Here is a 23,777-nt window from a genome sequence, read left to right as displayed (position 1 = left end):
TTGTACGACGAAATAGTATCTAACAGAAAAGGTATCAGCTAAATATGTATTACTGATGCCTTTTGATTTTATTTAAAGATTCTAATTAAAGAAATTTATGCGTATTAAATTACTAATACTTTTTTTACTCTTACTTTCTTGCTCTAATGACAATGAAGTTTTGGTATTAGAAAATTTACAAGATCAGATTAATAGTCGTTCTTCTTTAATTTTAGATGAAGTAATTGCTTGTGCAGCAAGTAAAGAAGGAGAAAATAACGTGTCGCATATTTATTACTACCCGTTACCCGAAGCCACACATATTCAATACTTCGAAACAACTTCTGTCGATGTTGATCCTAATAATTATGCAAACTATACTTTAAAACAATTGCCTAGTGAAGATATTTTCGGAGGGTATTTACAACGATTTGTCCGTGCCGGTTTAGATGAAGTGTACGCTATAGTTACTTTTGAGACCAATGGTAAATTTCATAAATCAAACCCAATTAGATTAAAAAATACTACAAAGCCAACAGAATATAATGATGCGCTATCAATTGATTATTCAGAACCTTTAATGCCATCTTTTAGTTGGAGTGATGGCAGTATTAAAGAAAACGTTATCTATTTTCAAGTTCTTTCTGATGCAAATACTAATTTTATTTCAGGTACCTATACACAAGATAAAATGTTTCAATATTACAATTTATCGAATGTGGTTTTACATATAAATAGAGCTGCTCCAGATGAGCTAAAATTAAATGAACCCTATAATTTCTCAATGTTAGGAGTAAGCTTAGATAATTGGGTTAACTTGATTATTGATAAAAAGTTTACCGCCAAATAATGAGGATTCTCTTTTATATTGTTGCTTATTTTTATCTCTTTATTGGATGCCTTTTTGGGCAAGAAGAGGTCATTTATGATATAAAAATAAGAGGTGTAGAAAAAACAAAGCCTACTTTCATTAAGAAAGTCATTACATCCAGATCGGGTAGGAAGCTAGATTCTATAACCTTAGAAATGGACATGGCAAAACTTAAGAGGTTGCCTGCCATTTCACATGCATATTTCCAAGTGTTTTATTCGCACGACAACTTATATAATGTTTTTATACATATAGAAGAAAATTTCACTATTATTCCATTTGCAAATGTTTATACAACAAATAATGGTGAGTTTGCCTATCGAGTTGGTGTAAATGAATTTAATTTTTTGGGTAGAGGTGTAAACCTAGGAGGTTTTTTTCAAAGAGATATTTATAACTCATATGCATTGAGCTTTAGAGCTCCATTTCTTTTTAATAATAAGTTCGGACTGGCATTTAATTACCAAAACTTGACCACTCAAGAACCGGTATTTTTTAATAATACCACAGCCGATTATAAATATAATAATAAGTCTTATGAGCTATTGGCGCTGTACCAGTTTAACTTTAAGAATAGGGTAGAGTTAGGGCTAAATCTTTTTACGGAAGATTACAAATACAAATCTGGTGCAACAAGCCCTGATGTTCCTCGAAGTTTAGTGATTAATAAGTCATTATTTAAGTTAATCTATGAATTTAACGCATTAGATTATTATTATGAAAGCGTTTCTGGATTTAGAAGTGTTTTCAATTTTCAATATGTGAACGCTCGGGGTCAAGAACTGCCTGATTTTTCTATTTGGTGGAATGATTTTTTCTACTACAAACGGATTGGTAAAAATGGGAATTGGGCCAATAGACTACGTATTGGCTTTGCTAGCAATGAAGACTCTCCTTTTGCTCCATTTTCAGTGGACAATAACCTAAATGTTCGAGGAGTAGGTAATACCATAGACCGAGGGACAGGTGTGGTTGTTTTAAATAGTGAATACAGGCATATATTATATAAGAAAAAGAATATCCTTTTACAGGGAAATGCTTTTGTTGATGCGGGTTCCTGGAGAAATCCAGGTGGCGATTTTAGTGATTTTAGCAAACAAGAAAACATTCGTATTTACCCCGGGATAGGATTGCGCTTTATACATAAAAAAATATACAATGCAGTTTTTCGAATAGATTATGGCCATGGAATTACTCCTAATTCATCTTATGGTTTTGTGTTTGGAATCGGGCAATATTTTTAATATTCATAGAATGAAGGCCCTGAGATTGAAACATATAACGCAATCGTATTCCTTTTAGAAATCTTATCTGGTTTAACAAAAAAACCTTTCTAGAAACAGAAAGGTATATTCGTTATTTAAAACAAAATCTTTTATTGTTTAGCAACCACCACCACCATCATAATGATATGTTGATTTAGAAATATAGATATCGTCTCTTTTTAAATCAGCCAGTGCTTTAGCAGTTTTATCGCAAACTGCTAATGGTTGATTTTGTAGTAAGACATGCCCTTTATGATCATCAAAATACGCTTCCTTCCCATAATAGATCGCTGCTTTTCCTGTAAACACACAGGGTCCGTCCTCTGGCATCGGATCTTTAATTGCTGCAACCTCAATAGATTCTATATAGATTAACTCGTCAGTATCATAATTTTTGGTGTCTAAAATTCGATAGGGCTTGCGAGCTCGAATTTCGATAGTTCCAAAGCCGGCATCTGTTAACATTTTCACATATTCCTTAATTGGTAAACTTCCACTCAAACACAGTGCACGTAAGCGTTCATCATTACGTAAATTATCATTCATAGGTTGCTCGCAGGTAGGATCACTCATTACTAGCCTGCCATGTGGTTTTAAAACACGATACATCTCATCAATTGCCCTTCTTAAATCTTCTTCTTTAAAGATATTAAATAAGCAGTTCTGTGCGGCAACATCAATTGTGTTATCTTCTAATGGTAGATTTAAGGCATCACCTTTATAGAGTTCTACAAAACTAGCATCGAACCAGTCATTTTGAGCCTCAGCTTCCTTAAAATTTTTGCGAGAAGCTTCTAGCATTTCATCTACAATATCAACGCCTATAACTCCTCCTTTTTGTCGAGAAAAATAAGAAAACTGTAATAGTTCCATTCCACCGCCAACGCCTACATATAATATTTTCGGATTATTGGTAAGATCACGTGCATGAACTGTGCTTCCACAGCCATAATTCATTTCTTGCATGATTAAGGGAATCTTTAGGCCTGGTAATTCCCAGATTGGATTCGTAGTACAGCATAACCCAACATCTGGAGTTAACGCCGCTTCTTTATATACATCTTTTGTAGTTTCTAAATAACTCATTATAATTTTTCAATTAGTTCTTTAAATAATAAAATCATTTTTGGCTCTGCTTCTCCAGCAATTTGAATGATTTCTTGAATATTTACCGGAGCCAAATTTTTTGGATCACATTCGTCTGTTAAAACCGAAATGGCAGCACAAGGTAATTGTATGTGCTTAGCAACTATTACTTCCGGAATGGTACTCATTCCTACAGCATCAGCTTCTAGTATTTGAAGCATTCTATATTCAGCTCGAGTCTCCAATTGTGGACCGAAAACACCAGCATAAACGCCCTCATGTAACTTTATCTTGTTTTTTTGAGCAATAGCTTTCAATAAGGTATTAATCTTCTTAGAATAGGGTTCTAGCATATCGGCAAAACGATCACCAAATTCTCCTACTTCAGCAAAAGCCAATGGAGACCCACCTTGTAAGTTTATATGATCATTTAACAACATCAAATCTCCTTTTTTATACGAAAGATTAACTGCACCAGCGGCATTCGAGATCAATAGATTTTTAATTCCTAATTGATGCATAACGCGAACTCCATAGGTAACTTCCCATTGCGAATAACCTTCGTATAAATGAAATCTACCAGACATTACTATTACTTTTTTTCCGGAAAGCACTCCATAGATCAATTTTCCAGAATGAAATTCTACTGTTGACTCCGGGAAATACGGAATTTCTGAATACTGAATTTCTTTTTCAATTTTAATCTCATTAATCAATTGCCCTAAACCAGTACCTAGTACAATACCTATTTGAGGATTTAGAATGCCTGAAGATTTTATAAAATCTGTTGTTTCCTTGAGCTGTTGTTTTTTCATGAGAGTTTTAAGAATCTTGTAAAGTCAGGATGGTTTTCAATATCTTCAATCACATCAATATCATTTAGAGATTTTAGTAAATGAACGCTTTCTTTATTTAAATCATCTAAAGTGTCTTTTAGAACTGTTGAAGTACCCCATTTTTTATTTTTAAAAATAGATGAAATCATTTTTGATAAACCTAATAAGTAATATCCACCATCTAGGGCAGGGCCAAGTACAGCTTTATTTGTGTCTAATTCTTTAAATGCTTCATTAATAGAATCTGGTTCTAAATCATATAAATCACTTCCAATGATTACTACTTTCTTATATTGATTCTCAAACGCTTCTTTAAAAGCATTTAGCATTCTAAGTCCCAAATCAGTTCCTAACTGTTTTTTTTTTGAATAGATATTACTATCCCAAATATCATCTTTCACAACATCATCAGAATAATAGATTATTTTATCACAGTTCAAATGTTGTGTTACTTCCTTCGTTTTCTGAAGTAACATTTTATAAATTTCAAGTGCGGTTTCGTTACTAGTTGATTTCGCAAGGCGTGTTTTTACCTTTCCTATTTCTGGGTTTCTAACAAAAACAATAAGTAAGTTCTGCGTATTCATAATTATGCAACTACACCTTGACAACTACTTCCAGCACCTGCTGTACATCCGTAGCAATGTTGATTAATAATGATATTTCTATTTTGTAATATTTCTTCGTTATATTGTGATATGTGTTTCACTTTACTTGCTACTTTCAAGTTTAGCATTTGATTGAAGTCACAATCGTACAACCAACCATCCCAGCTCACAGATAAGGTGTTGGTACACATTACATTCTGTACAGCTGCTGGGTTATAAGCTTCAACCAAAGCATACATATAATCTTCATAGTTGTCTGAAGCGATTAAATAATCTAAAAATCGACTAATAGGAAGGTTAGTAATTGCAAAGAGACTATTGAATTGAATACCAAAATCTTCTAACAATGCATTTTTAAAATCATTTTCTAAAGCCATTTGATCTCCGGGCAAGAATGCTCCAGAAGGATTATACACTAGGTCTAGCGTTAGATTACTCCCAGGAATACCATACCCTACTGCATTTAGGTCTTTTAATGCCTGTATAGATTTATCAAAAACGCCATTTCCTCTTTGCTTATCTGTTTTACCTCGAGTCCAATGCGGCATAGAACTTACAACATGCACATTGTGTTTTTTGAAAAATTCAGGGAGATCATGGTACTTTTTATTAGCACGTATGATTGTTAAATTTGATCTTACAATAAAATCTTTTACTCCAATTTTAGCGGCTTCTTCAACAAACCATCTAAAATTCGGATTCATCTCAGGTGCTCCGCCGGTTAAATCTAATGTATGTGCTTCGGTTTTTTTAATTACATCTAAACATTGCTGCATCGTCTCTTTGGTCATGATTTCTTTACGATCTGGCCCGGCATCAACATGGCAATGTGCACAAACTTGATTACACATATAGCCAACATTAATTTGTAGAATTTCTAATTTTTTTGGGCGTAACGGAAATTGTTGAGATTCTTTGATTTTTTCTGCAAATGATAGTAGTTCACCATTAGCAAAAATCCCATTCGATAGAATTTCCAATTGGCGTTTGGTATTGGCCAAATCATTATTTCGGGCAAGCAGTGATTTCTTCATTTTAATTGGCATCGGAGCTACATCTCTAGTTTATTTACCTTATTCATCATTTGTACTCCATGAACCAGTGTTGCTCCGCTTTTAATTGCTGCTCCAACATGAACAGCTTCCATCATTTCTTCTTTGGTAATGCCGCGTTGCAAGCCATCTTTTGTGTAGGCATCAATACAATAAGGACATTGTTCTGTATGTGCAACTGCCAAAGCAATCAATGATTTTTCTCGAGCCGTTAGAGCACCTTCTTCAAACACCTTACCGTAATAATCAAAGAATTTTGTACCAAGCTCTTCACTCCATTCTGTTATGTTTCCGAACTTACGCAAATCACTAGGATCATAATATGTTTTTGACATGATATTTTAATTGAATTGTTTAAGATTATAAGTTTAGTACGTAAAAAAATTGATTCCTAACTTTAAATCTATTTTTATATTGCTTTTAATGCAATTTTGGTATTCTTTAACTAATTATAATTTGTTAAATCTAAGTTTTAAAGAAGACGAGATTGCATTAACTGTTGGAAGTATAATTTGAATAGTAGGAGATGAAAGTGTTTTTGAATACTTCAAAACAATACTCATTATGATAGAAGGTAAAAGACTAAATGTTATTTTATATAGTATTACTTCTTATACCTTAATTCACCAGTTTCGATCTTGATGGCAGTTCTAGCTAGAATAGTAAATACAAAAGCTCCCAATGCCCAAATACCCAAGGTCACACCTATCTCTATACCAGTAGGGGTATATTCTGCAATTTTTCCATAAGGTCCTGGTATAAAACCAGGTACGATTAGACCAAATCCTTTTTCTATCCAAATGGCAACAAATAAAATGAAACAAGCAAAAAACAGTATTTTAAAATTGTTACGGAGCTTGTGGAAGGTTAATATTACAGTAGCCAGTACATTTAATGAAATTGATGTCCATATCCATGGTAATAAAGCAGTTTTACCATCTAAACCAAAGAATAAATAATAAGCACTTTCGCTATGATGTGTTGGTGCATAAAATTCCTTGAATAATTCAGAGATTAACATTATTAAGTTTATTTGGGCCGCAACAGTTACCACCATCGCTAACTTTTTTAAGGTCTTATCTTCTATCTTAAATTTTGTATAGGTTCGAATAATGGCCAAGACGATAATGATAAGTGCAGGACCAGCAGCAAAAGCTGATGCCAAAAATCTAGGGCCTAATAGTGCATTATTCCAAAATGGTCGCGACTGTAATCCTTGGTACAAAAATGCAGTTACTAAGTGAATGGCAACTGCCCAGAAAACAGAAATTAAAGCACCAGGTACATATACACTTTGTTTTGACTTTTTACCTTGATAATGTCTAAATAAGATATAAAAGGGTATCGTAATATTTAAAAAGAGATAGCCGTTTAGTACAATTACATCCCAGGTAAGCATAGAATTGGGGAAATTAAATACTCCAATGCCCGGTAGCATATGCCATAAAACAGATGGGCCACCCATATCTGCAACTACAAACGCTAAACACATAATCAATGCGGCCACAGCAACGCCTTCACCAATTAAAACTGCTTGTTTAAAATCAACATCTTTAAGTACATATGTGGGCATTACAAGCATAACCGCGGCAGCGGCAACACCAACTAGGAATGTGAAATTTGAGATATATAAACCCCAACTCACCCGGTCTGTCATACCTGTAACGCTTAGACCTTTATCAAGCTGAATAGAATAACAATACATACCAATAAGCATGACAAAGGTTAAAAATGCCATCCACAAATGGTACTTTTTAGAACCTTTTGTGATAACGTCTAAACTATCTTTAATTAAACTCCAAAAAACTTTAAGTCTCCTCATGCCATATATTTTAATCCATGAAATACCAGAATTTCGGTTCGGTACCAAGATCTTCTTTTAGTCTAAACACTTTTTTATTTGCTAATACCCAACGAATGGTACTATTAGGGTCTAATAAATTTCCAAAAATACGAGCACCTGTCGGGCAGGCCTCTACACAAGCTGGATTTTGACCATTACGAGAGCGCTGTACACAAAATGTACATTTTTCCATTACACCTTTTTTACGAAGTCTATTACCCAAATAATGTTGATTTTTGTTTACTTCATTTTCAGGAACTTCAGGCTTACTCCAGTTAAAACGACGGCCATCATATGGACATGCAGCCATACAGTATCTACAACCTACACACCAATCATAATCTACAACGACAAGTCCATCTTCTTCACGCCATGTTGCCTGAACTGGGCATACCTCCACACAGGGAGGATTATCACAATGAAAACATTGCGTACCCATGTAAAAATGACCTTCTGCCGGAACTTCATGGTAATAATTATCATCAGCTTCATTAAAATTAAAACCTTTACCATCTTTCATTTCATGAATACGTATGTATTGCATTTGTGAATTTCTGTCTTGATTATTTTCTTCTACACAGGCATTTACGCAATCCATATACCCTTGACATTTTGAAATGTTAAAAGCATAACCAAATAAAACGCCTTCTTCAGCATTTTTAGAAGACATATTAACGGTTTTACCAGTACGCAATTGATATGAACGCACAAGGCGATTTACAGTAGCCTCCTTTTCTTCATCGGTCATTAACTTATAATTCCCTTTAAATTGCTCTTCCCAGTCTATTTGAGCTTTTTCTTTGGCATTATCATCTGCGGTAATACTGCATGAAGTACTCACAGCACCGGCACCAATCAATAAACTAGCTGTTAATTTCTTAAATGCAGACCTTCTACTCATTTGAACGTCAAAAACCTGATCGAAACCATCTTTATTTCGCTCTTCACCAATAGAAGCATCCAGCGCCGCTTCAAAAAATTCTTGATCATTCAGACTCTTCGAAGAATTACATGTACCACTAGTATTGCCACAACCGCATGCGTGCTCGGTACGTTTTTGCTTTTTTCTACTATTTAAGTTTAGAGAAAACCATTTTTTATTTTGAGTACTCATACCTTATTATTTACGTTCTTCGACTTTTTGAGTATTATACCTTTCTGGCCACTTAGATTCAAAATGTGGTTTATGTGGATCGTGACAATTTACACAGGTCATCGATGCTCTTGGAGGTACCCAACCACCTATTCGTTTACCATGAGCTCCGCCTGTCCAATCATTGAATTGTTTGGTGTGGCATTGACTACACAACTGATAACTTTTATTAAAATCTATTTTGGCCTCAGTTAGGCTTTTAAGATTGTCCATATCATTCCCATTATGACAGGTTACGCAATTCATAGTGTTTAAATTGGCATGATTAAGTTTGATATTCCAATGCGCTTTTTTTAAGTCTTCACTTTGCATTTTTGCCAATGGTTTGGAATGACATTCTGTACATGCATACGCCTTTAAATGTCCCTTTCTATCCGGTATTAAAAATGTCTGTCCGTTTTCTGTTATTTCTAATGTTTCTATATCTTCAAGAAACTGCCCTGAAGACATAGATGTACCGTGATAATTTTTGCTTTCGGCTTCAATCTTATCTGTAATACTATGATATTCTTCTTCATGATTTTTACATGAAGTAAATAGTATTATTAAAAATAAAATACACCCTATTTTACGAAACCTATTATTCATTTTTAAAGACTCTTTTAAAGATTCCTATATCTGTTTCCTCTTTATTATTTGGTACATGGCATTGGCGGCAATTAATACGTTCAGGATGTGTTACTCTAATTTCTTTGGGAGCACTTGGCCCAGCATGACAAGATAAACAACTCTCACGCATTTGAAGCTGATGTGGAATCACCGGAGGGCTTCCATCCAGTGCATTATTATTGCCAACGGTTGGAATTGTTCCTTTCTTAAAGTTAGAAATTTTAAACAATGATTGTGTTTGCTGAGGTACATGGCATTGCTTGCAATTAATCATTTCTGGATGTGGTGTAACGGGTGTGTAAGCATTAAATTTTTCTGCAAACCCACCGTTTTCATGGCATTTTAAACAACTATTTCCTCCCATTGTCAATACATCAGAAACGGGATGGGGAATGCTTGGAGGTGCACCATGATACGCTCTATTATTGTAATAAGTGCTCATAGAGCGCTGGTGGTTTTCATCAACAGGCATGTTTAAATAATCAAGGGCATATTCAGAGCGCTGAAATACTCCAATTTCTGATGGAATTATTGGTAATTCCTTTTCCTTAGTTATTGGTACATAAGCTTCTTCTAATCCGGTATAATAGCTATAATTCCAGATTATAATAAAAGTAGCAAATAGTAGTATGAATAATGATATGATCCCTAGTCGTTTTCTCATGATTAGGCCTTTTCAACTTTTACAGCACACTTTTTATAATCGGGCTCTTTTGATATTGGACAAAAAGAATCTAATGTAATATCATTGATCAGCATATTTTCATCAAAAAAAGGAACAAAAACTTGCATAGGAGCTGGAACCCCACGCTGGTTTACTGAAGCCGGTAATGTAATAGTACCGCGCCTTGTAGTTAGTTTTACACTATCTCCTGTTTTTATCTGCATACGTTTGGCATCAACCGGATTCAACTCAACATACGCCTCTGGCATCGCTTTATGAAGTACCGGAATACGTCTGGTCATTGAACCAGTATGCCAATGTTCTACTACGCGGCCTGTATTTAGCCAATATGGATATTCTACATCGGGTTCCTCGGCTGCAGGTTCATAGGGGCGTTGCCAAATAATTGCTTTTCCATCTGGTTTTCCATAAAAGTGAAAATCTTCACCATTACTACATGCCGGATCATATTTTGAATTGAATCGCCATTTTGTTGGTTTACCATCTACATAGGGCCATTGCATTCCAGAGTTTTCTTTGAGCACCTTTAATGGAGCCATATTATGCTTTTTATTATCGTGATGCTTACGATATTCTGCATAAATCTCTTCGATATGTGTATCCTCATTATAGTAGAATTGTTTTTCATATCCGAGTCGCTTTGCTACTTCAATGAGTTGCCAAGTATCACTCATGGCTTCACCCGGTGGTTCTACCATTTGTTCAAAATATTGTGTTCTTCGCTCAGAATTGCCATACATACCTTCTCGTTCCACCCACATGGCTGATGGTAGAATAACATCAGCAATGTCCGTAGTAGGAGTGGGATAAATATCTGAAACAACAATGAAACGACCTTCTTTTTTGGTGGCATCCCTATATCGTTTTAATTTCGGCATTGTTACCATTGGATTTGTAACTTGAATCCACATAAAGCGAATATCACCTCTATCTAGGGCTCTAAACATTTCTACGGTGTGATAACTTGGTTTAGAAGGAATATTCTCTACAGGAACATCCCATATTTTGGCAGCAAATTCGCGGTGTTTCTTATTCATAACAACACCATGTGGTAACTTATGGGTTAAAGTACCCACTTCTCTAACCGTACCACAGGCAGAAGGTTGTCCGGTTAAGGAGAATGGACTGTTACCAGGAGTAGAAATTTTTCCTGTTAAAAGATGAATGTTATAGATTAAATTGTTCATCCAGGTTCCTCTACTATGCTGATTAGGTCCCATACACCATAAAGACATTATTTTTTTATTAGGATCGCCATAGTAGGCAGCCATATACTTAATGTCTTTTGCTGAAACACCAGATATCTTCTCAACTTTTTCTGGAGTATACTCTTCTAAGAATTCTTTATAATCTTCAAAGCTTATTTTTTCTGGTTTATCGGTAAATTTATATTTATCTTCTAAACCATAACCCATATTGGTAAGGCCTTTACTGAAATTGCAATGCTTTTCTATAAACGATTTATTGACCCAACCGTTTTTAATTATTTCATAACAAATAGCGTTTGCTACTGCCAAATCTGTTTGAGGTAAGAATAGTATTGATTTATCAGCTGCCATGCTGGTACGTGTAGTACGTGTTGCAAAATCAATGATTTTTACGCCTCTTTTTAAGCGTTGATCTAAGAGCCTTGAGAACAAAACAGGATGCATTTCGGCCATATTATTTCCCCAGAGCACAAATACATCGGCATGGTCTATATCTTCATAACAACCCATGGGTTCATCAAGCCCAAAAGAAGTTAAGAAGCCGGTTACTGCACTGGCCATACATAGCCGTGCATTGGCCTCTACATTATTAGTGCCGATGCAACCTTTAAACAATTTTGAAGCTACATAACCATCTGGTATTGTCCACTGACCGGAGCCATAAATAGAAACAGCATCTTTTCCATGATCTTTGATTGTTTCTTTCATTTTAGAGGCGATCAAATCTAAAGCTTCCTGCATGCTAGTTTCAACATACGCACCATTCTTTTTTACCAGTGGTTTCGTTAGTCTGTCTTGTCCGTACATGGCAATAACTGAATGATATCCCTTTACACAACATAATCCTTTGTTAACTGCCGATTTCGGATCACCTTTTACAGCTACAGCCTTTCCGTCCTCAACGCCAATTAGAACACCACATCCCACACCACAAAAACGGCAAGGTGCTTTTTTCCAATCTAAGTTTCCTCCTTTAGGAAGTCCTCTTAGTTGTTCTTCAGCAAATAGTATTCCTGGAAACATGGTAGTGGCCGCGGTCATAGCAGACATCACAGCCATTTTTTTTATAAAACTTCGTCTATTTGATTTGGAAGTATACATATATTATTGTTTTTGAGGTGTATTAAACCCTGAAACCATAGCCAATAATTTCAAACTATTGATGGCTTCTAATTGTATTTTTAATTTTTTTTCTTCTTCCTTATTTTCGGTTTCGGTAACCACGATAAGCACATTTTTATTTTGAGCAGGTATTACATCACATTGTTCAATGGAAGAAATAGCATTGATGAGTTCTTCTTTTTTACCATCATAAGGATGCGCCAAATAACTTTTTATAGGCATAGAATTATTCAAATTTTGTGTAAACAAATTACGAAAAAAAGAGATGCTATAAACATGATATTTATCATAAATAGCAGATGGTCAATCCGTTATATTTTTAAAGAAATAGCGCTCAAAATCATATTATGCTGGTATTCAATTAAATATTGATCAATGTTTTATTGCTTAAATCTCGCAAAGTGTTGCAATTTATTTTGATTATAAATAAGAGATTTTGATATGATAATTATCATATTTTTCTCTTCAAAACACGCTTAATTTTGAAGCATAAATAAACTAATCATGCGGTATAAGATTAAGAGTAGGATTTGGATTGAAGTTGATAATAAAATGTTTCTAGGTGAAGGTCGTGTGAAACTTTTGCAAGCGATTGATATGACGGGCTCACTATCCAAAGCATCAAAAGATTTGGGTATGTCTTATAAAAAAGCATGGAATTTAGTTGATTCAGTAAATAAAAGTGCTGAAAAACCAATCGTTATGAAAAACATTGGCGGTAATGGGGGTGGAGGAACCATATTAACTCCTTATGGAAAACGACTTGTTGATGTTTTTAAAGAAGTTAATAAGAGTTGTTGGAAGCACCTTGACAAGCAAATGCATAAAATTTCAAATATTTAGCCCATATAATTAACAAATGAAGGATTTAATAGCTAGTAGTATCTTAAAGAGCATGTCTTACCAGCAATATATTGCACTTGTAAATGATTGTGTTAAAAATCAAAGCACAACGGGTAATGAACAGACTAAAGAGCGAATTGATTTTACCAAGTTGAATGCCGGTAGAATGAAACGTCTTGATAAAACTATTAAACTTACAGACGAAGCAATTGTCTCGTTTAATACTATTCAGCAACAAACCTGGTTAGTACTTACTGAAAGCTGGTGTGGCGATGCGGCCCAGACCTTACCCATTTTGAATAAGATAGCCGAAACATCAACCTCTATTGATTTTAAAATTGTCCTTCGTGATGCTAATTTAGAATTGATGAATGTTTTTTTAACAAATGGAGCGCAGGCCATACCCAAACTAATTATTTTGGATGAAAATTATACTGTTTTAGACACTTGGGGTGCACGCTCCAAAAAGGCAACTCAGTTGGTTATTGATTATAAGAAGCTGTTTGGAAACATTGATTCAGAGTTTAAGAAAAACCTTCAGGTTTGGTACAATAAAGATAAAGGAATTTCCATCATCAATGACTTATTAGAACTAACTGAAAAGTCAAAAATTTCTGCTAAAGTTTAGGCTTTAGAAACTGAATTATATAGATACTACTAATAGCCATTAGTAGTACAATACTTGCACTAATTAAATAAGTGAAATAGTTATTGATTAAAGACAATTTTTGCCATACAACAACTCCTTTGTAAAAAATAAGCCCTTCGGTTGCAATAAATCCTATTAGGTAAAATAGCATTGTGATTTTCATAAGCTTTATGAGTTTGAAATAATATAAAAATCCAAGTATAGCCATACTTACAACCCCCAAAAAAGTCCAATGTAAATAGCCAATTATGAAATCAATGTTATTAGTAATAATAGTAGCGAAATATGGAATTGTGGCTAGTAATTGTAATACTAATTTTAAAAGAAATAAAGCGGCAACAACTTGTGATAACCATGGAGCCAATGTTTGATTTTCTATAATACTTTTTTTCTCAAAAGAGTAAATAACTTTAACTAAAAAAGTGAATGCTATGAGTTGAAGTATTGCACCTACGCCTGCTATTAAATTAACCGTAAATTGTGGTTTCATCCAGAGTAAGGAAATTGCAAATGTTGTTAATATACCCACATTCATTAACCAATAAAATAAACTAAAAACCTTTTGAGGAAATAAAATCTTTTGTTCAATAACATAGAATAAGATTCCCAAAAGAGTCATAATAAACCAGCCATTATATTGGAAATGTAAGTAGAAATAAATTGCATTTTTGTATAAAATTGATTCACTTCCTAAAACGCTCATGATATATCCCAAGGCCCATGGTCCAATACTGGAAATAATCAAATACCATAAAGCAATACGTATACATTTATAAGAATAGGTATTCTTTAATTTTTTAGGTACGTGCTTAAAGAATAACCAAACGAAAAGGTAAGAAGCTACTAAAAACAGCGTTGAAAATAGAATCGAAAAAAAGGCATATCCCGTAAAGGGAAATGTAAGTAACATTCCAATAATTGTAACTTGTGTAAACCAAAATAATCGAACATATTTCCTTTTGATTTCCTTTTGATTTAGGTATAATTTATAAAGTAACGTGGTTAAAGCTGCATATACCCATCCAAGTAAAGCAATATGTGAATGTGTATGTACAATGAATTTGTAGTTAAAAAAAATATCGGTTAGAGGTACTAATCTTAGTAAAACCCCTAAAATGGCAATAAAAATAAAATAGGAGAGTGCTATTGTACTATGTTTTCTTAAAAACTCCATTGTTTAAAGTGACATTAAAAATAACTCTTTTCGACTCCATATTCATCTATGAAGACTAAAAATGGAGTACTCATAAATTATAGTACTCCATTTTTTTTGTTAACTAATAAAACTACTATTTCAACGAATTAGCTTTTGTTCTAAAGCAATTGCCTTAGGGTGCAGAATATTATTTTCTAAATGTATATGATGATGTAAATCTTGCTCAAACTCTTCTAGTTTAGCATAGAGAGCTCTAAAGGTATTGCAAGCCTCTGCCGGGGGAACATAATTATTGGTCAATTTGGCGATTTCCTTAAAAATGGCCCCTGCATTTTCGTGTTCATGTTCCATCATCCTAATTGGATTATTTATGGTGCCAAATGGAGGCTTATTTTTGATGTTGTGTTCTCTTTCCGAAGCTACCAGTTGTTTGATAACTGGAAATAGAATTTGTTCTTCTTTTTCAAGATGAGCGAGTAGTTCGTTCGCCACTTCATGGAACAGTTCATTAATTCTCACCACCTCTTTGTAATGATTTCCGTGCACTTGAGCTACTCTATTGGCATATTGAGAAAGTATAGGAAGACTTTCAAGTACATATTTATGATGTACCTCAATAATGTGATCTATCAAGAGAGGTAGACTCCATTGATTATAATTATGAGCGCGATTTAAAGGGGCATCAACTTCTAAAAGTTCTTTTTCTAAAATCTCTTGATCTATACTATGCTTGACACAAGCTTTTTCTAAAGTAATTCCTCCACCGCAACAGAAATCGATGCCATATTTTTTAAATATGTGTGCTGTCTTTATATTTTCTGTTACAAAATCGGCAACAGTTTTATCATTAGTTATTTCCATATTTTTTAAAGTTTATCGTTTTTACTCTTGAAAAGTGTGGGTTTTACTATTAACATTATCCAACCCCAGTTATTCGTATTACCATCGAAGTTATTTTTCAATAATTCCATACCATCGCCGGCAAATAGGTGCGAATAACCTGCTTTAACAGCCACATACTTTTGAACTTTATGTGTGTATACTATATCTAACTCATTTCCAAATTGCTTTTTGTCGAAATCTGCAGCCGACGAAAAATTGTGCAGTGCAATATTTAAGATGGACTTTGAACTAAACTTAAAGTTTGCATTGGCATGAATGTCTAGTAGACCAACATTATTAATATGATTACCTACATAGAAATAATCCATTAATCCGTTGAATTTATGATTCGTACCATAAAATGGAGTAAAGGCCTTATTATTACCATTTGAAGGAGCTCCATTATCATTACCGCTTTGTAATTCAAAACCAATACCAATTTTTGTATTATCTGACGCTTGGAACGCGGTCTCAATTCCTAATAGGTATGCGCTTAGATCGTTATTCATTCGGTCATTTCCAAATTGGTAGTAGATATTTCCTGTTACTGCAATTTTTCCTTTACCATATTTTAAATGAGTACCAATAGTTTGACTATACCTGGTTTCATTATTATTTGAATCAAGAGCATCTATGTATTGTAAACCATTGTTCAGGAATAGAAAACTCCCTGAAAAATTATTCCAATCTTTATGTAACCATGCATATTGAAATGCTTTATAAGTGTTTGTTGTTAATATAGTTCCGGTTAATGATTCACCATCTTGATTAAAGGCAAATCCAAAATCCATTTTAAAAGCATCATTGGTATATTTAAGTAAAGCTACATCATGACTTCTTGCTTGTTGTGCCCAGCCAACGTTACCGAAAAAACGGCTATCGTCATATATAATTTCTTGTCGCCCTGCCTTAACGGAAAATTGGCTGTTTAAATAGATTTTCGCCCAAGCCTGATGAATGGCTGTACCATTATTATCTGAAGTATTTAATTGAGGAACATCTCCCCAAACGCGAACATCTTGTATGCTTAGATAAAAATCCAATTTTTTCATTTTATAACCTGCATTCAATCGAGTTCGTTGCGATACAAATGCAGCCGGATCAGCATTATCTGGGAACAAGGTTTTAAAACCATGCCTGTATTCAAAACGGGGTCTTAGTTCTGCATCAATTGTTAATTGAGCATAAGAATTTGAAAATAGTAATGCCATTAATAAAAAGGTACATCTTCTAAATAGTTTCATAATGATTATTTTTAAGAATATAAATAGCGTATACTATTTATAGCACAAATGTAGAGTCATGTTATTCATAAAATCATGACTTTTATCAGCTTAATTAATCTTTTTTGGATATTAGCCAAATAGCATATAAGTACTCAAAAAATAAAGTCAATAATTCAACGTATCTGGTTCAAAAAAGAGATGAATTAATTCTGATAAAGACAGAAAATATTGCCTATTTTCTCATTGAAACTAGCATTGTTAAGAGTGTCACTTTTGATAACGAAGCATTCATAATTGATAAGAAGTTAGAGGATATTGAAGATGAATTAAACTCAAACGATTTTTTTAGGATAAATAGACAATTTATCATGAACAGAAATGCTATTAATAATATAAAATACTATTTTAACGGTAAACTAATTGTTAATTCTAATCCAAAATTTAGTGAACGAATTGTAATTAGCAAGGCAAAAGCAAAGGAATTCAAAAAATGGGTAGATAGATAACAATTTTTTAGCCTTTAATTTAAACAAGGCTATTTTATATGTATGGACGATTTTGTAAATTCATATGTATTTCCTTCTATATTTTCCAATAACAAATTGAATCTAACCGTTCCTTTTTTTTTAATCCTAAATCGTATAACCGTAGTTCCGAATTCATATTGAGAGAAAGTACATAAATATTTATTATTACCTAGATACTTCAACAGGCCAATAATATCTCTGTGATTCATTAAAATCAGCTTTAAATTACCATCTTCCTTGATAATTCTAACTGTACCATATGATTCATTAGTATAATCTCCAATTAAAGCTGAAAATGGTGTTTTAGGTTTGATTTCTTGCAGCGCTAATAATCTTAAAGAGTCTAAGTTTTGCTTGTTTTGCCAATTATCTTTTTTGTAACGCTCTAAAGATTTAGAAGAATAATCTTCGAATGGTAATTCTAAAAATGAATCTATAATTACATTGGTTAAATCTAAAAAGAAATTATTATTATCATTATTCGTTAATATCACAATACCCAAGTCATTTTCAGGTATAATCACATGATTCGTAGAGAATCCAGTAATTCCACCACTATGTTGATATGTAAGTACACCGTTAATGTCTCTAATAAAATAACCAAGCCCATAAGTATAAAAGTGAGTTTTTGCCTTTTTAGATTGATTAAAACCTTGAACAGATTGTGGCCTTCTTGTTATGCGTATTGCCCTTTCTGAGATACGTTGTGAGTCGTTAAGTTTACCATTATTTAGTTGGCATAACAACCATTGACTCATATCTTTAACAGACGATAACATGGCGCCGGCCGGGGCTATGTTATATATGGGGCTATAATCAACGGTTACCAGCTTATTATCAATGATGGTATGAGGTTTAGAAATGTTCTTTAAATCTAGACCTTTATCATAAACCATTACTGTTCTTTTCATTTCAAGCGGGTCTAAAATTTTTTCACGAATGGTTTCTTCCCAAGTCTTACCATAAGCGTTTCCAAGTATTTCACCAGCTACTAAAAAAGCAGTATTTGAATAGCCATAGCTAGCCCTAAATTTTTTGGTAATAGCTACTGAGCTCATTTTTTTTATCACATCTTTACGATTAAGCTTAGATAAGTAATACACGAAATCTCCTGCATAATAATCAAACCCAATTTGGTGAGATAATAAATCCGTGAGGTCAACTTCCTTTGTTATAAATGAATCTTTTAATTTAAAATATGGTAACCATTTAACTACCTTATCATTAAGTGATAACCTTTTTTCTACATGAAGCATAGCAACCGCCGTTGAGGTAAAAGATTTAGTAATCGAACCAATTTGAAAAAGTGTATTTTCATCGACTTTTTTTCCAGTTTCAATTGATGAAACGCCATAGCCCTTTAGATGCACAATTTTTCCATCTTTAACAATACCTAATATCAGTCCTGGTATCTGCCAATCTTTAATTCCTTTTTCTATATAAGAATCTAAGCTATCGGTAATAAACGTTGGTAGATTTTTGTTCTGTGCAAACGAAATAGTCACAGAAAAGAGTAAAAGTAAAATTGAATGCCTCATTTTTTTTAATTAAAGCACAATTATATAGGAAAAGATAATTTTAAAATTGGATTATTGGGACATTAGACTCATTATTTGAACGTCCAATAGGTGCCCTGATTACTTATATTATTAAGCGTTGCAAAGAATGATTTTGGGTTGTAACCAGTAATTGATTTAAAATGATTAATAAAATCTGGCTGATCGTAGTATTGATTATTAATAGCTACTTCAGTTAATTTAGGCTTTTTCATTGCTTGTTCATAGTATGTTAAAGCCCGTCTAAATTTTACAACCGATTTAAATTCTTCTACGGTATAACACAAATGTTTTTTAAAAAGACGTAATAAAGTTTTTCGGTTGATATTAAGTTCTTTAGCTATTTCGATAGTTTTGGGAATTTCTTCTGAATTCAAAATTATATCTACAGCTCGTATGGTTCGATCATCTTTAAATTGAACATAATTAGCTCCGAAAAAAGCATCCAGCAACGCCCTTTTCTTTTCAATATCACTTTCTCGAAAAATAGCATTCGCTAAGTCAATAAATGATTCACCAAAATGATTGAAATATGAAATTCTATGATGATTGACTATTTCACTTAAAGGTTTTCTAATAAAATTATTGATTCCAAGAGGTTTAAAAATGATTCCAATCTTATCAAACTCACCTCTCAATTTTACTTCTTTGCTGGTTTTATTATTATTGGTTAGTACTACATCAATATTTCTTGATTTTTTCGGTTGATAGGTTCTACTAATATCATCCCAACTCACCTTTACATTTTTATAAATGTTTAATGGAACGAAATAATGCGGGTGATAGATAATATTTTTATTGAAATCTGGGCTTGAAGACTTATGAAAGTAATAATATTCGATATGATTAGCAACACTATTTTTCTTAGGTACTATCGTTATGAAATGTTCATTATTCCCTTGATTGCTCATTTCATTTTTTCTTTGTCTAAGTTATCTTTTTAATTTAAATAATAATAACCTTTTAATTAAGCCATTAATGTCATCAAGAAATAAACTAATTGTAAGCAGCTTATAATAAATATAAAACAATTCTTACCCTTATTGATAACTTAAATATTCTGAAATATTGTTACTAAATGATCTCGATGAATTTAACACTTCACCATTCTTTAAATAAAATTTATACTCATTATTTGTAGCGTATTTACATTTTTTAACATAGAATTTGTTGAGCGTAATAGACCTATGAATTCGTAAGAATTGATCTTTACCTAATTTATTATATAGTTCATTCATTGTGATTCTATAGAGGTAGGTCTTATGTTCTGTTATTAATTGTACATAGTTACCGCTACTTTTAAAATAGATAATATCATCAATCAAAATATCGTATTGTCTACCACGTTCTTTAATATTTATTTTTTGAAGATGAGTATTAAAATCGCTTTGATAATCGTTAATTAAAGCCTTAATTTTATGTTCCAACATCGAAGCATCTGTGCTCTTTTTTAAGCTTAAAATGCGTTTTAGTGCTTCTTGTAAACGGTCTTCATCAAACGGCTTTAGTAAATAATCTACAGCATTTATTTCAAATGCTTTTAAGGCATATTGATCATAGGCAGTAGTGAAAATAACATGTGGTTTTTTCTGTAATTTAGATACTACTTCAAACCCATTAAGATCAGGCATTTGAATATCTAAAAAAATTAGGTCGGGTTCTTTTATGGGGATTTTTTCTAATGCTTCATTACCGTTTCTGCATTCACCAACTAAGACCATAGCATCTTTTTCTTCTAATAATTTTAGTAATCGTTGGCGAGCAAGATACTCATCATCAATAATCATGTAACGTAGCTTCATTTTTAACTATTCAATGGGATTCCTATTTTGGCGACATATAAATTATCTGATTCAAAATGCGATTGAAATATGAATCGATCTTGGTAAAAATTTTGAAGTCTTTCTTTAATATTTTTAAGACCAAGTCCGGTACTACTTATCTTCTTCACCTTTTTGCTATTATAAGTATTCGATATTTTCATAGTTAATAATTCTTCCTGTAATTGAGTGTCAAATTCTTGATTGATTTGAATGGCAATTTTTCCATACTCGGTCATAGTAACCGCCCCATGTTTTATGGCATTTTCAACCAATGGTTGAAAAATCATTGTAGGTACTTTTACTGAAAGTAGTTGATTAGATATTGAGAATTCAATCTTTAGACGATCTTGATAGCGTATTTGCTCTAAGTCTAAATAATCTTTTATAAAGTTCAGTTCGTCTGCAACCGTAACCAATTGCTCAGAGTCATATTCTAAAACTTTGCGCAATAAAGCTCCTAATTTGGTGAGCATTTTTTGAGCATTTTTAGTATCTATATCAATCATTGAAGCAATAGAATGTAGCGTGTTGAATAAAAAATGAGGTTGTAATTGCATTCTTAATGCATTCAATTGGGCAGCGATTAATGCTTTTTGATTTTTTAAATACCGCTTTTGATAGTCAGAAGCTAAAAAAATGGCCCAGATAACCAACAATTCTATTAAACTTGAAAAACCACCAATAACAAGCACGGTAATATTGTTTTTCCCAAAGAAATTTTTGAGATAACCATTGTTTAAATAATTTACTATGTCATTAATACGATTGCTAACAATAGTATGCAAAATAGCAATGGCAATACATCCAAAAACTACTTGTATAAAACGCTGTCGAAGTTTAATATTCTTATTTTGAACTAATTTGGTGATCATATGGATTAATGGAGCAAGTACTACCCATAATAAATAACCAATAAGAATTTCTATAGATACTGAAAACCAGCTAAAAGGAAAATTATATTCATTGATTAGATGATTAGTAAATGCTTTTAAAATAAAAAACAAGCTAACAATTAATGCAGCTACAACCATTTTACCTATTGGTACTGGTAAGTTTTTATATGTAATGGCAAACGACATTGTATACGCTGTAAAATTACCTTAAAAGTAATTATATTTATTGTATACATTTGTGTGCAGAAAAGTAGAAATCATTTTTATTATGAATATAAAATACATTTTAGTTTTTAGTTTACTTATCGGGTCATTAATAGGGTGTAAAAGCGACAAAAATGAATCTAAAGATGTGTCGTTAAAAAATGTTAGTGAATTAACTTATATAGAAATTTATAGGCTTTTATATACCAATGATAATGGTGGTTTTGATGCACATGGAGACCTATATGGGCAAGATGCAACAGAATTTTTAGAGATTGATGAAAGCCCGAATAGTTGTGGTAAAGAACTTTTGATTCATAATGCATCCAATAAAACCATTGAATTAGCGGTAAAAGCTTCTTTTAGTTTACCCGGAAATAAGGTTAACGAAATGGTAAGAGCTTATAGAATAAAACCAGCAGAAAAAATCTCGATTGGAAATTCAAAATTATGTTATAACAATAAAGAATATGCAATCAAAAAAGATATAATTTCTGCCGGTTTCAAAACCAACTAATTACTTCACCGCCAATTTAGTTCCCCTGCAATTCTTTAATGTGTTGATCGTTACTATCTTTTACAAATTTTGGAGGGTTTAAAGTATTTGACTTTTTAAATAACTTTAAAGCATCTTTGTTTTTACCTTTGGCCTTATAGGCTTCTCCTAGACTGTTGTGTACATTGGCGTCGGTAGGATTTCTTTTGACATTCTCTTTAAAATATTCAATTGCTTTATCTAGTTGCTTATTACCCATTAATAAATAGCCAATTTGATTTAGCTGATTAGTATTAGCCATCGCTGCTGCTTCGTCTAAAACAGGCATTGCTTCTTTTATTTTACCATCTGTGAAAAGTATATTGGCTTTTAATGCCATGTTTTGAAATGTTTTCTTTGAAGAAATAGATTCATTTAGCCATGTTAAAGCTAGTTCCGGTTCATGCTTTACTTGAGTTAAATAGCGAGCCGCCTGAAATTTTCCTTGCCAGCCAAAACCGAATTGACCTCTTAATTCTTCTTTTAAATTATTAGCTACCAGTTGAGGGGTATTAGCTGTAACCATAAATGGAATTTGTTTGTTTTCCCAACTTAAAGAAATCTCTGCTGCAGAAGTATCAAGCGCTGTACAGCTATAATTTAATACATTATGAAAACTCACATCTCTTATTTTAGCATCTACTCGTAAGGCATCTTCGGCTGATGTATACCAAAAACTACCCCATGAACTACTATTTTTTGAAAAAATTACGGTTGCATTATTTTCATCTTTAATAATCATATGTAAACCATAGGTTCCAGCATTTAAATCTTTGCCGTTAATTTTTACATTGGTACTAAAAGTAATAGTGGTATTCTCATCCGCTCCTGCGCGCCATGGGATTTCTCCTTTCCCTGCAAAATTGATTTTTTGTAATCCAAAAGGAATTTGTTGCCCCCATATTTTACCAGTACGATCCCCTCTGACGGTAATTACTTTTGGGGCACCATAATTTACGGTCACTTTGGTGATTCCAAAAGTCTGGCTAAATTCAGCTCTAGGGCTCCTTTTAGGCGTGGTTACTACTTGCTGAGCAAAACTATAGGTTGTAATTAAGAGTAAAACAAGTAATAAAGCATTCGTTCTAATTAATTTCATGTCAAAAAATTTTAATTGTAATTTATTTATTTGAGCAAAGCTATCGCCTTATAGAGACCCTTGAAAG

General features: G+C 32.9%; 25 protein-coding genes. 6 read left to right on the top strand and 19 right to left on the bottom strand.

Features of this window, described 5'->3' with window-relative positions:
* The first annotated feature begins 97 nt into the window (after window positions 1-97).
* Both AC1EUU_RS04295 and AC1EUU_RS04290 read left to right on the top strand, forming a co-directional pair.
* Window positions 98-829 carry a hypothetical protein gene (locus AC1EUU_RS04295; RefSeq protein ID WP_480200142.1) on the top strand — a complete coding sequence of 244 codons (732 nt, stop codon included), beginning with the start codon at window positions 98-100 and terminating at the stop codon, window positions 827-829.
* Window positions 829-2,094 (top strand): BamA/TamA family outer membrane protein, encoded by a 1,266-nt coding sequence (locus AC1EUU_RS04290; protein ID WP_480200141.1) that lies wholly within the window; start codon window positions 829-831, stop codon window positions 2,092-2,094. Before AC1EUU_RS04295 ends, AC1EUU_RS04290 begins: the two co-directional genes overlap by 1 nt.
* A 138-nt stretch (window positions 2,095-2,232) precedes the next feature.
* Here AC1EUU_RS04290 and arsM read toward each other — a convergent pair whose 3' ends face one another.
* From arsM to AC1EUU_RS04235, 11 genes are all read right to left on the bottom strand, one after another.
* Window positions 2,233-3,201, bottom strand: a complete 969-nt coding sequence (gene arsM / locus AC1EUU_RS04285) for an arsenosugar biosynthesis arsenite methyltransferase ArsM (protein WP_480200140.1) — start codon at window positions 3,199-3,201, stop codon at window positions 2,233-2,235.
* The gene (locus tag AC1EUU_RS04280) at window positions 3,201-4,016 is read right to left on the bottom strand and encodes a purine-nucleoside phosphorylase (protein ID WP_480200139.1); all 816 of its coding nucleotides are present in this window, start codon (window positions 4,014-4,016) and stop codon (window positions 3,201-3,203) included. The genes arsM and AC1EUU_RS04280 overlap by 1 nt, the downstream gene beginning before the upstream one ends.
* Window positions 4,013-4,624 (bottom strand): TIGR04282 family arsenosugar biosynthesis glycosyltransferase, encoded by a 612-nt coding sequence (locus AC1EUU_RS04275; RefSeq protein ID WP_480200138.1) that lies wholly within the window; start codon window positions 4,622-4,624, stop codon window positions 4,013-4,015. The genes AC1EUU_RS04280 and AC1EUU_RS04275 overlap by 4 nt, the downstream gene beginning before the upstream one ends.
* A gap of 2 nt (window positions 4,625-4,626) precedes the next feature.
* Window positions 4,627-5,679 carry an arsenosugar biosynthesis radical SAM (seleno)protein ArsS gene (gene arsS, locus AC1EUU_RS04270; RefSeq protein ID WP_480200137.1) on the bottom strand — a complete coding sequence of 351 codons (1,053 nt, stop codon included), beginning with the start codon at window positions 5,677-5,679 and terminating at the stop codon, window positions 4,627-4,629.
* Between the two features lie 17 nt (window positions 5,680-5,696).
* Window positions 5,697-6,032: an arsenosugar biosynthesis-associated peroxidase-like protein gene (locus tag AC1EUU_RS04265; protein ID WP_480200136.1), complete on the bottom strand. Its 336-nt coding sequence runs from the start codon at window positions 6,030-6,032 to the stop codon at window positions 5,697-5,699.
* A gap of 269 nt (window positions 6,033-6,301) precedes the next feature.
* Window positions 6,302-7,519 (bottom strand): sulfate reduction electron transfer complex DsrMKJOP subunit DsrP, encoded by a 1,218-nt coding sequence (dsrP, locus tag AC1EUU_RS04260; RefSeq protein WP_480200135.1) that lies wholly within the window; start codon window positions 7,517-7,519, stop codon window positions 6,302-6,304.
* A 10-nt stretch (window positions 7,520-7,529) separates the two neighbouring features.
* Window positions 7,530-8,654, bottom strand: a complete 1,125-nt coding sequence (locus AC1EUU_RS04255; protein WP_480200134.1) for a 4Fe-4S dicluster domain-containing protein — start codon at window positions 8,652-8,654, stop codon at window positions 7,530-7,532.
* A 6-nt stretch (window positions 8,655-8,660) separates the two neighbouring features.
* On the bottom strand, window positions 8,661-9,281 hold the full coding sequence (locus AC1EUU_RS04250) for a cytochrome c3 family protein (protein ID WP_480200133.1): 621 nt from the start codon (window positions 9,279-9,281) through the stop codon (window positions 8,661-8,663).
* Complete coding sequence (locus AC1EUU_RS04245; protein ID WP_480200132.1) at window positions 9,274-9,966, bottom strand: nitrate reductase cytochrome c-type subunit; 693 nt, start codon at window positions 9,964-9,966, stop codon at window positions 9,274-9,276. Before AC1EUU_RS04245 ends, AC1EUU_RS04250 begins: the two co-directional genes overlap by 8 nt.
* A 2-nt stretch (window positions 9,967-9,968) precedes the next feature.
* On the bottom strand, window positions 9,969-12,296 hold the full coding sequence (locus tag AC1EUU_RS04240) for a molybdopterin-dependent oxidoreductase (protein ID WP_480200131.1): 2,328 nt from the start codon (window positions 12,294-12,296) through the stop codon (window positions 9,969-9,971).
* Window positions 12,297-12,299: 3 nt separating this feature from the next.
* The gene (locus tag AC1EUU_RS04235; protein WP_480200130.1) at window positions 12,300-12,539 is read right to left on the bottom strand and encodes a hypothetical protein; all 240 of its coding nucleotides are present in this window, start codon (window positions 12,537-12,539) and stop codon (window positions 12,300-12,302) included.
* A gap of 282 nt (window positions 12,540-12,821) precedes the next feature.
* Between AC1EUU_RS04235 and AC1EUU_RS04230 the strand changes: the two genes are divergently transcribed.
* Complete coding sequence (locus AC1EUU_RS04230; RefSeq protein WP_480200129.1) at window positions 12,822-13,160, top strand: winged helix-turn-helix domain-containing protein; 339 nt, start codon at window positions 12,822-12,824, stop codon at window positions 13,158-13,160.
* A gap of 16 nt (window positions 13,161-13,176) precedes the next feature.
* Complete coding sequence (locus AC1EUU_RS04225; RefSeq protein ID WP_480200128.1) at window positions 13,177-13,788, top strand: thioredoxin family protein; 612 nt, start codon at window positions 13,177-13,179, stop codon at window positions 13,786-13,788.
* Here AC1EUU_RS04225 and AC1EUU_RS04220 read toward each other — a convergent pair.
* From AC1EUU_RS04220 to AC1EUU_RS04210, 3 genes are all read right to left on the bottom strand, one after another.
* Window positions 13,778-14,983 (bottom strand): hypothetical protein, encoded by a 1,206-nt coding sequence (locus AC1EUU_RS04220; protein WP_480200127.1) that lies wholly within the window; start codon window positions 14,981-14,983, stop codon window positions 13,778-13,780. The two genes, AC1EUU_RS04225 and AC1EUU_RS04220, sit on opposite strands and share 11 nt — an antisense overlap.
* Window positions 14,984-15,103: 120 nt before the next feature.
* Window positions 15,104-15,826 carry an iron-sulfur cluster repair di-iron protein gene (gene ric, locus AC1EUU_RS04215; protein WP_480200126.1) on the bottom strand — a complete coding sequence of 241 codons (723 nt, stop codon included), beginning with the start codon at window positions 15,824-15,826 and terminating at the stop codon, window positions 15,104-15,106.
* A gap of 5 nt (window positions 15,827-15,831) precedes the next feature.
* The gene (locus AC1EUU_RS04210; RefSeq protein WP_480200125.1) at window positions 15,832-17,091 is read right to left on the bottom strand and encodes an alginate export family protein; all 1,260 of its coding nucleotides are present in this window, start codon (window positions 17,089-17,091) and stop codon (window positions 15,832-15,834) included.
* Window positions 17,092-17,195: 104 nt separating this feature from the next.
* Here AC1EUU_RS04210 and AC1EUU_RS04205 point away from each other — a divergent pair, with 104 nt between their 5' ends.
* Entirely contained in the window at window positions 17,196-17,579 is a 384-nt protein-coding gene (locus AC1EUU_RS04205) for a LytR/AlgR family response regulator transcription factor (RefSeq protein ID WP_480200124.1), read from the top strand.
* A gap of 29 nt (window positions 17,580-17,608) precedes the next feature.
* Here the strand turns inward: AC1EUU_RS04205 and AC1EUU_RS04200 are convergent, their stop codons facing one another.
* The 4 genes from AC1EUU_RS04200 to AC1EUU_RS04185 form a co-directional block, all read right to left on the bottom strand.
* A complete protein-coding gene (locus AC1EUU_RS04200; protein WP_480200123.1) occupies window positions 17,609-19,138 on the bottom strand; it encodes a serine hydrolase domain-containing protein in 1,530 nt (509 codons plus the stop codon).
* A 71-nt stretch (window positions 19,139-19,209) separates the two neighbouring features.
* A complete protein-coding gene (locus AC1EUU_RS04195; RefSeq protein ID WP_480200122.1) occupies window positions 19,210-20,067 on the bottom strand; it encodes a helix-turn-helix domain-containing protein in 858 nt (285 codons plus the stop codon).
* 129 nt (window positions 20,068-20,196) lie between these two features.
* The gene (locus AC1EUU_RS04190; protein ID WP_480200121.1) at window positions 20,197-20,958 is read right to left on the bottom strand and encodes a LytR/AlgR family response regulator transcription factor; all 762 of its coding nucleotides are present in this window, start codon (window positions 20,956-20,958) and stop codon (window positions 20,197-20,199) included.
* A 2-nt stretch (window positions 20,959-20,960) separates the two neighbouring features.
* Window positions 20,961-22,058: a sensor histidine kinase gene (locus AC1EUU_RS04185; protein WP_480200120.1), complete on the bottom strand. Its 1,098-nt coding sequence runs from the start codon at window positions 22,056-22,058 to the stop codon at window positions 20,961-20,963.
* 82 nt (window positions 22,059-22,140) lie between these two features.
* Here AC1EUU_RS04185 and AC1EUU_RS04180 point away from each other — a divergent pair, with 82 nt between their 5' ends.
* The gene (locus AC1EUU_RS04180; RefSeq protein ID WP_480200119.1) at window positions 22,141-22,593 is read left to right on the top strand and encodes a hypothetical protein; all 453 of its coding nucleotides are present in this window, start codon (window positions 22,141-22,143) and stop codon (window positions 22,591-22,593) included.
* Window positions 22,594-22,609: 16 nt separating this feature from the next.
* Here the strand turns inward: AC1EUU_RS04180 and AC1EUU_RS04175 are convergent, their stop codons facing one another.
* Window positions 22,610-23,710 carry a DUF2911 domain-containing protein gene (locus AC1EUU_RS04175; protein WP_480200118.1) on the bottom strand — a complete coding sequence of 367 codons (1,101 nt, stop codon included), beginning with the start codon at window positions 23,708-23,710 and terminating at the stop codon, window positions 22,610-22,612.
* Window positions 23,711-23,777: the final 67 nt, after the last annotated feature.

Source organism: Maritimimonas sp. 2205BS37-2 (genome assembly GCF_056591755.1).
The sequence above is the reverse complement of the archived record's forward strand: the minus strand, read 5'-3'. Positions and strand labels throughout refer to the sequence as shown.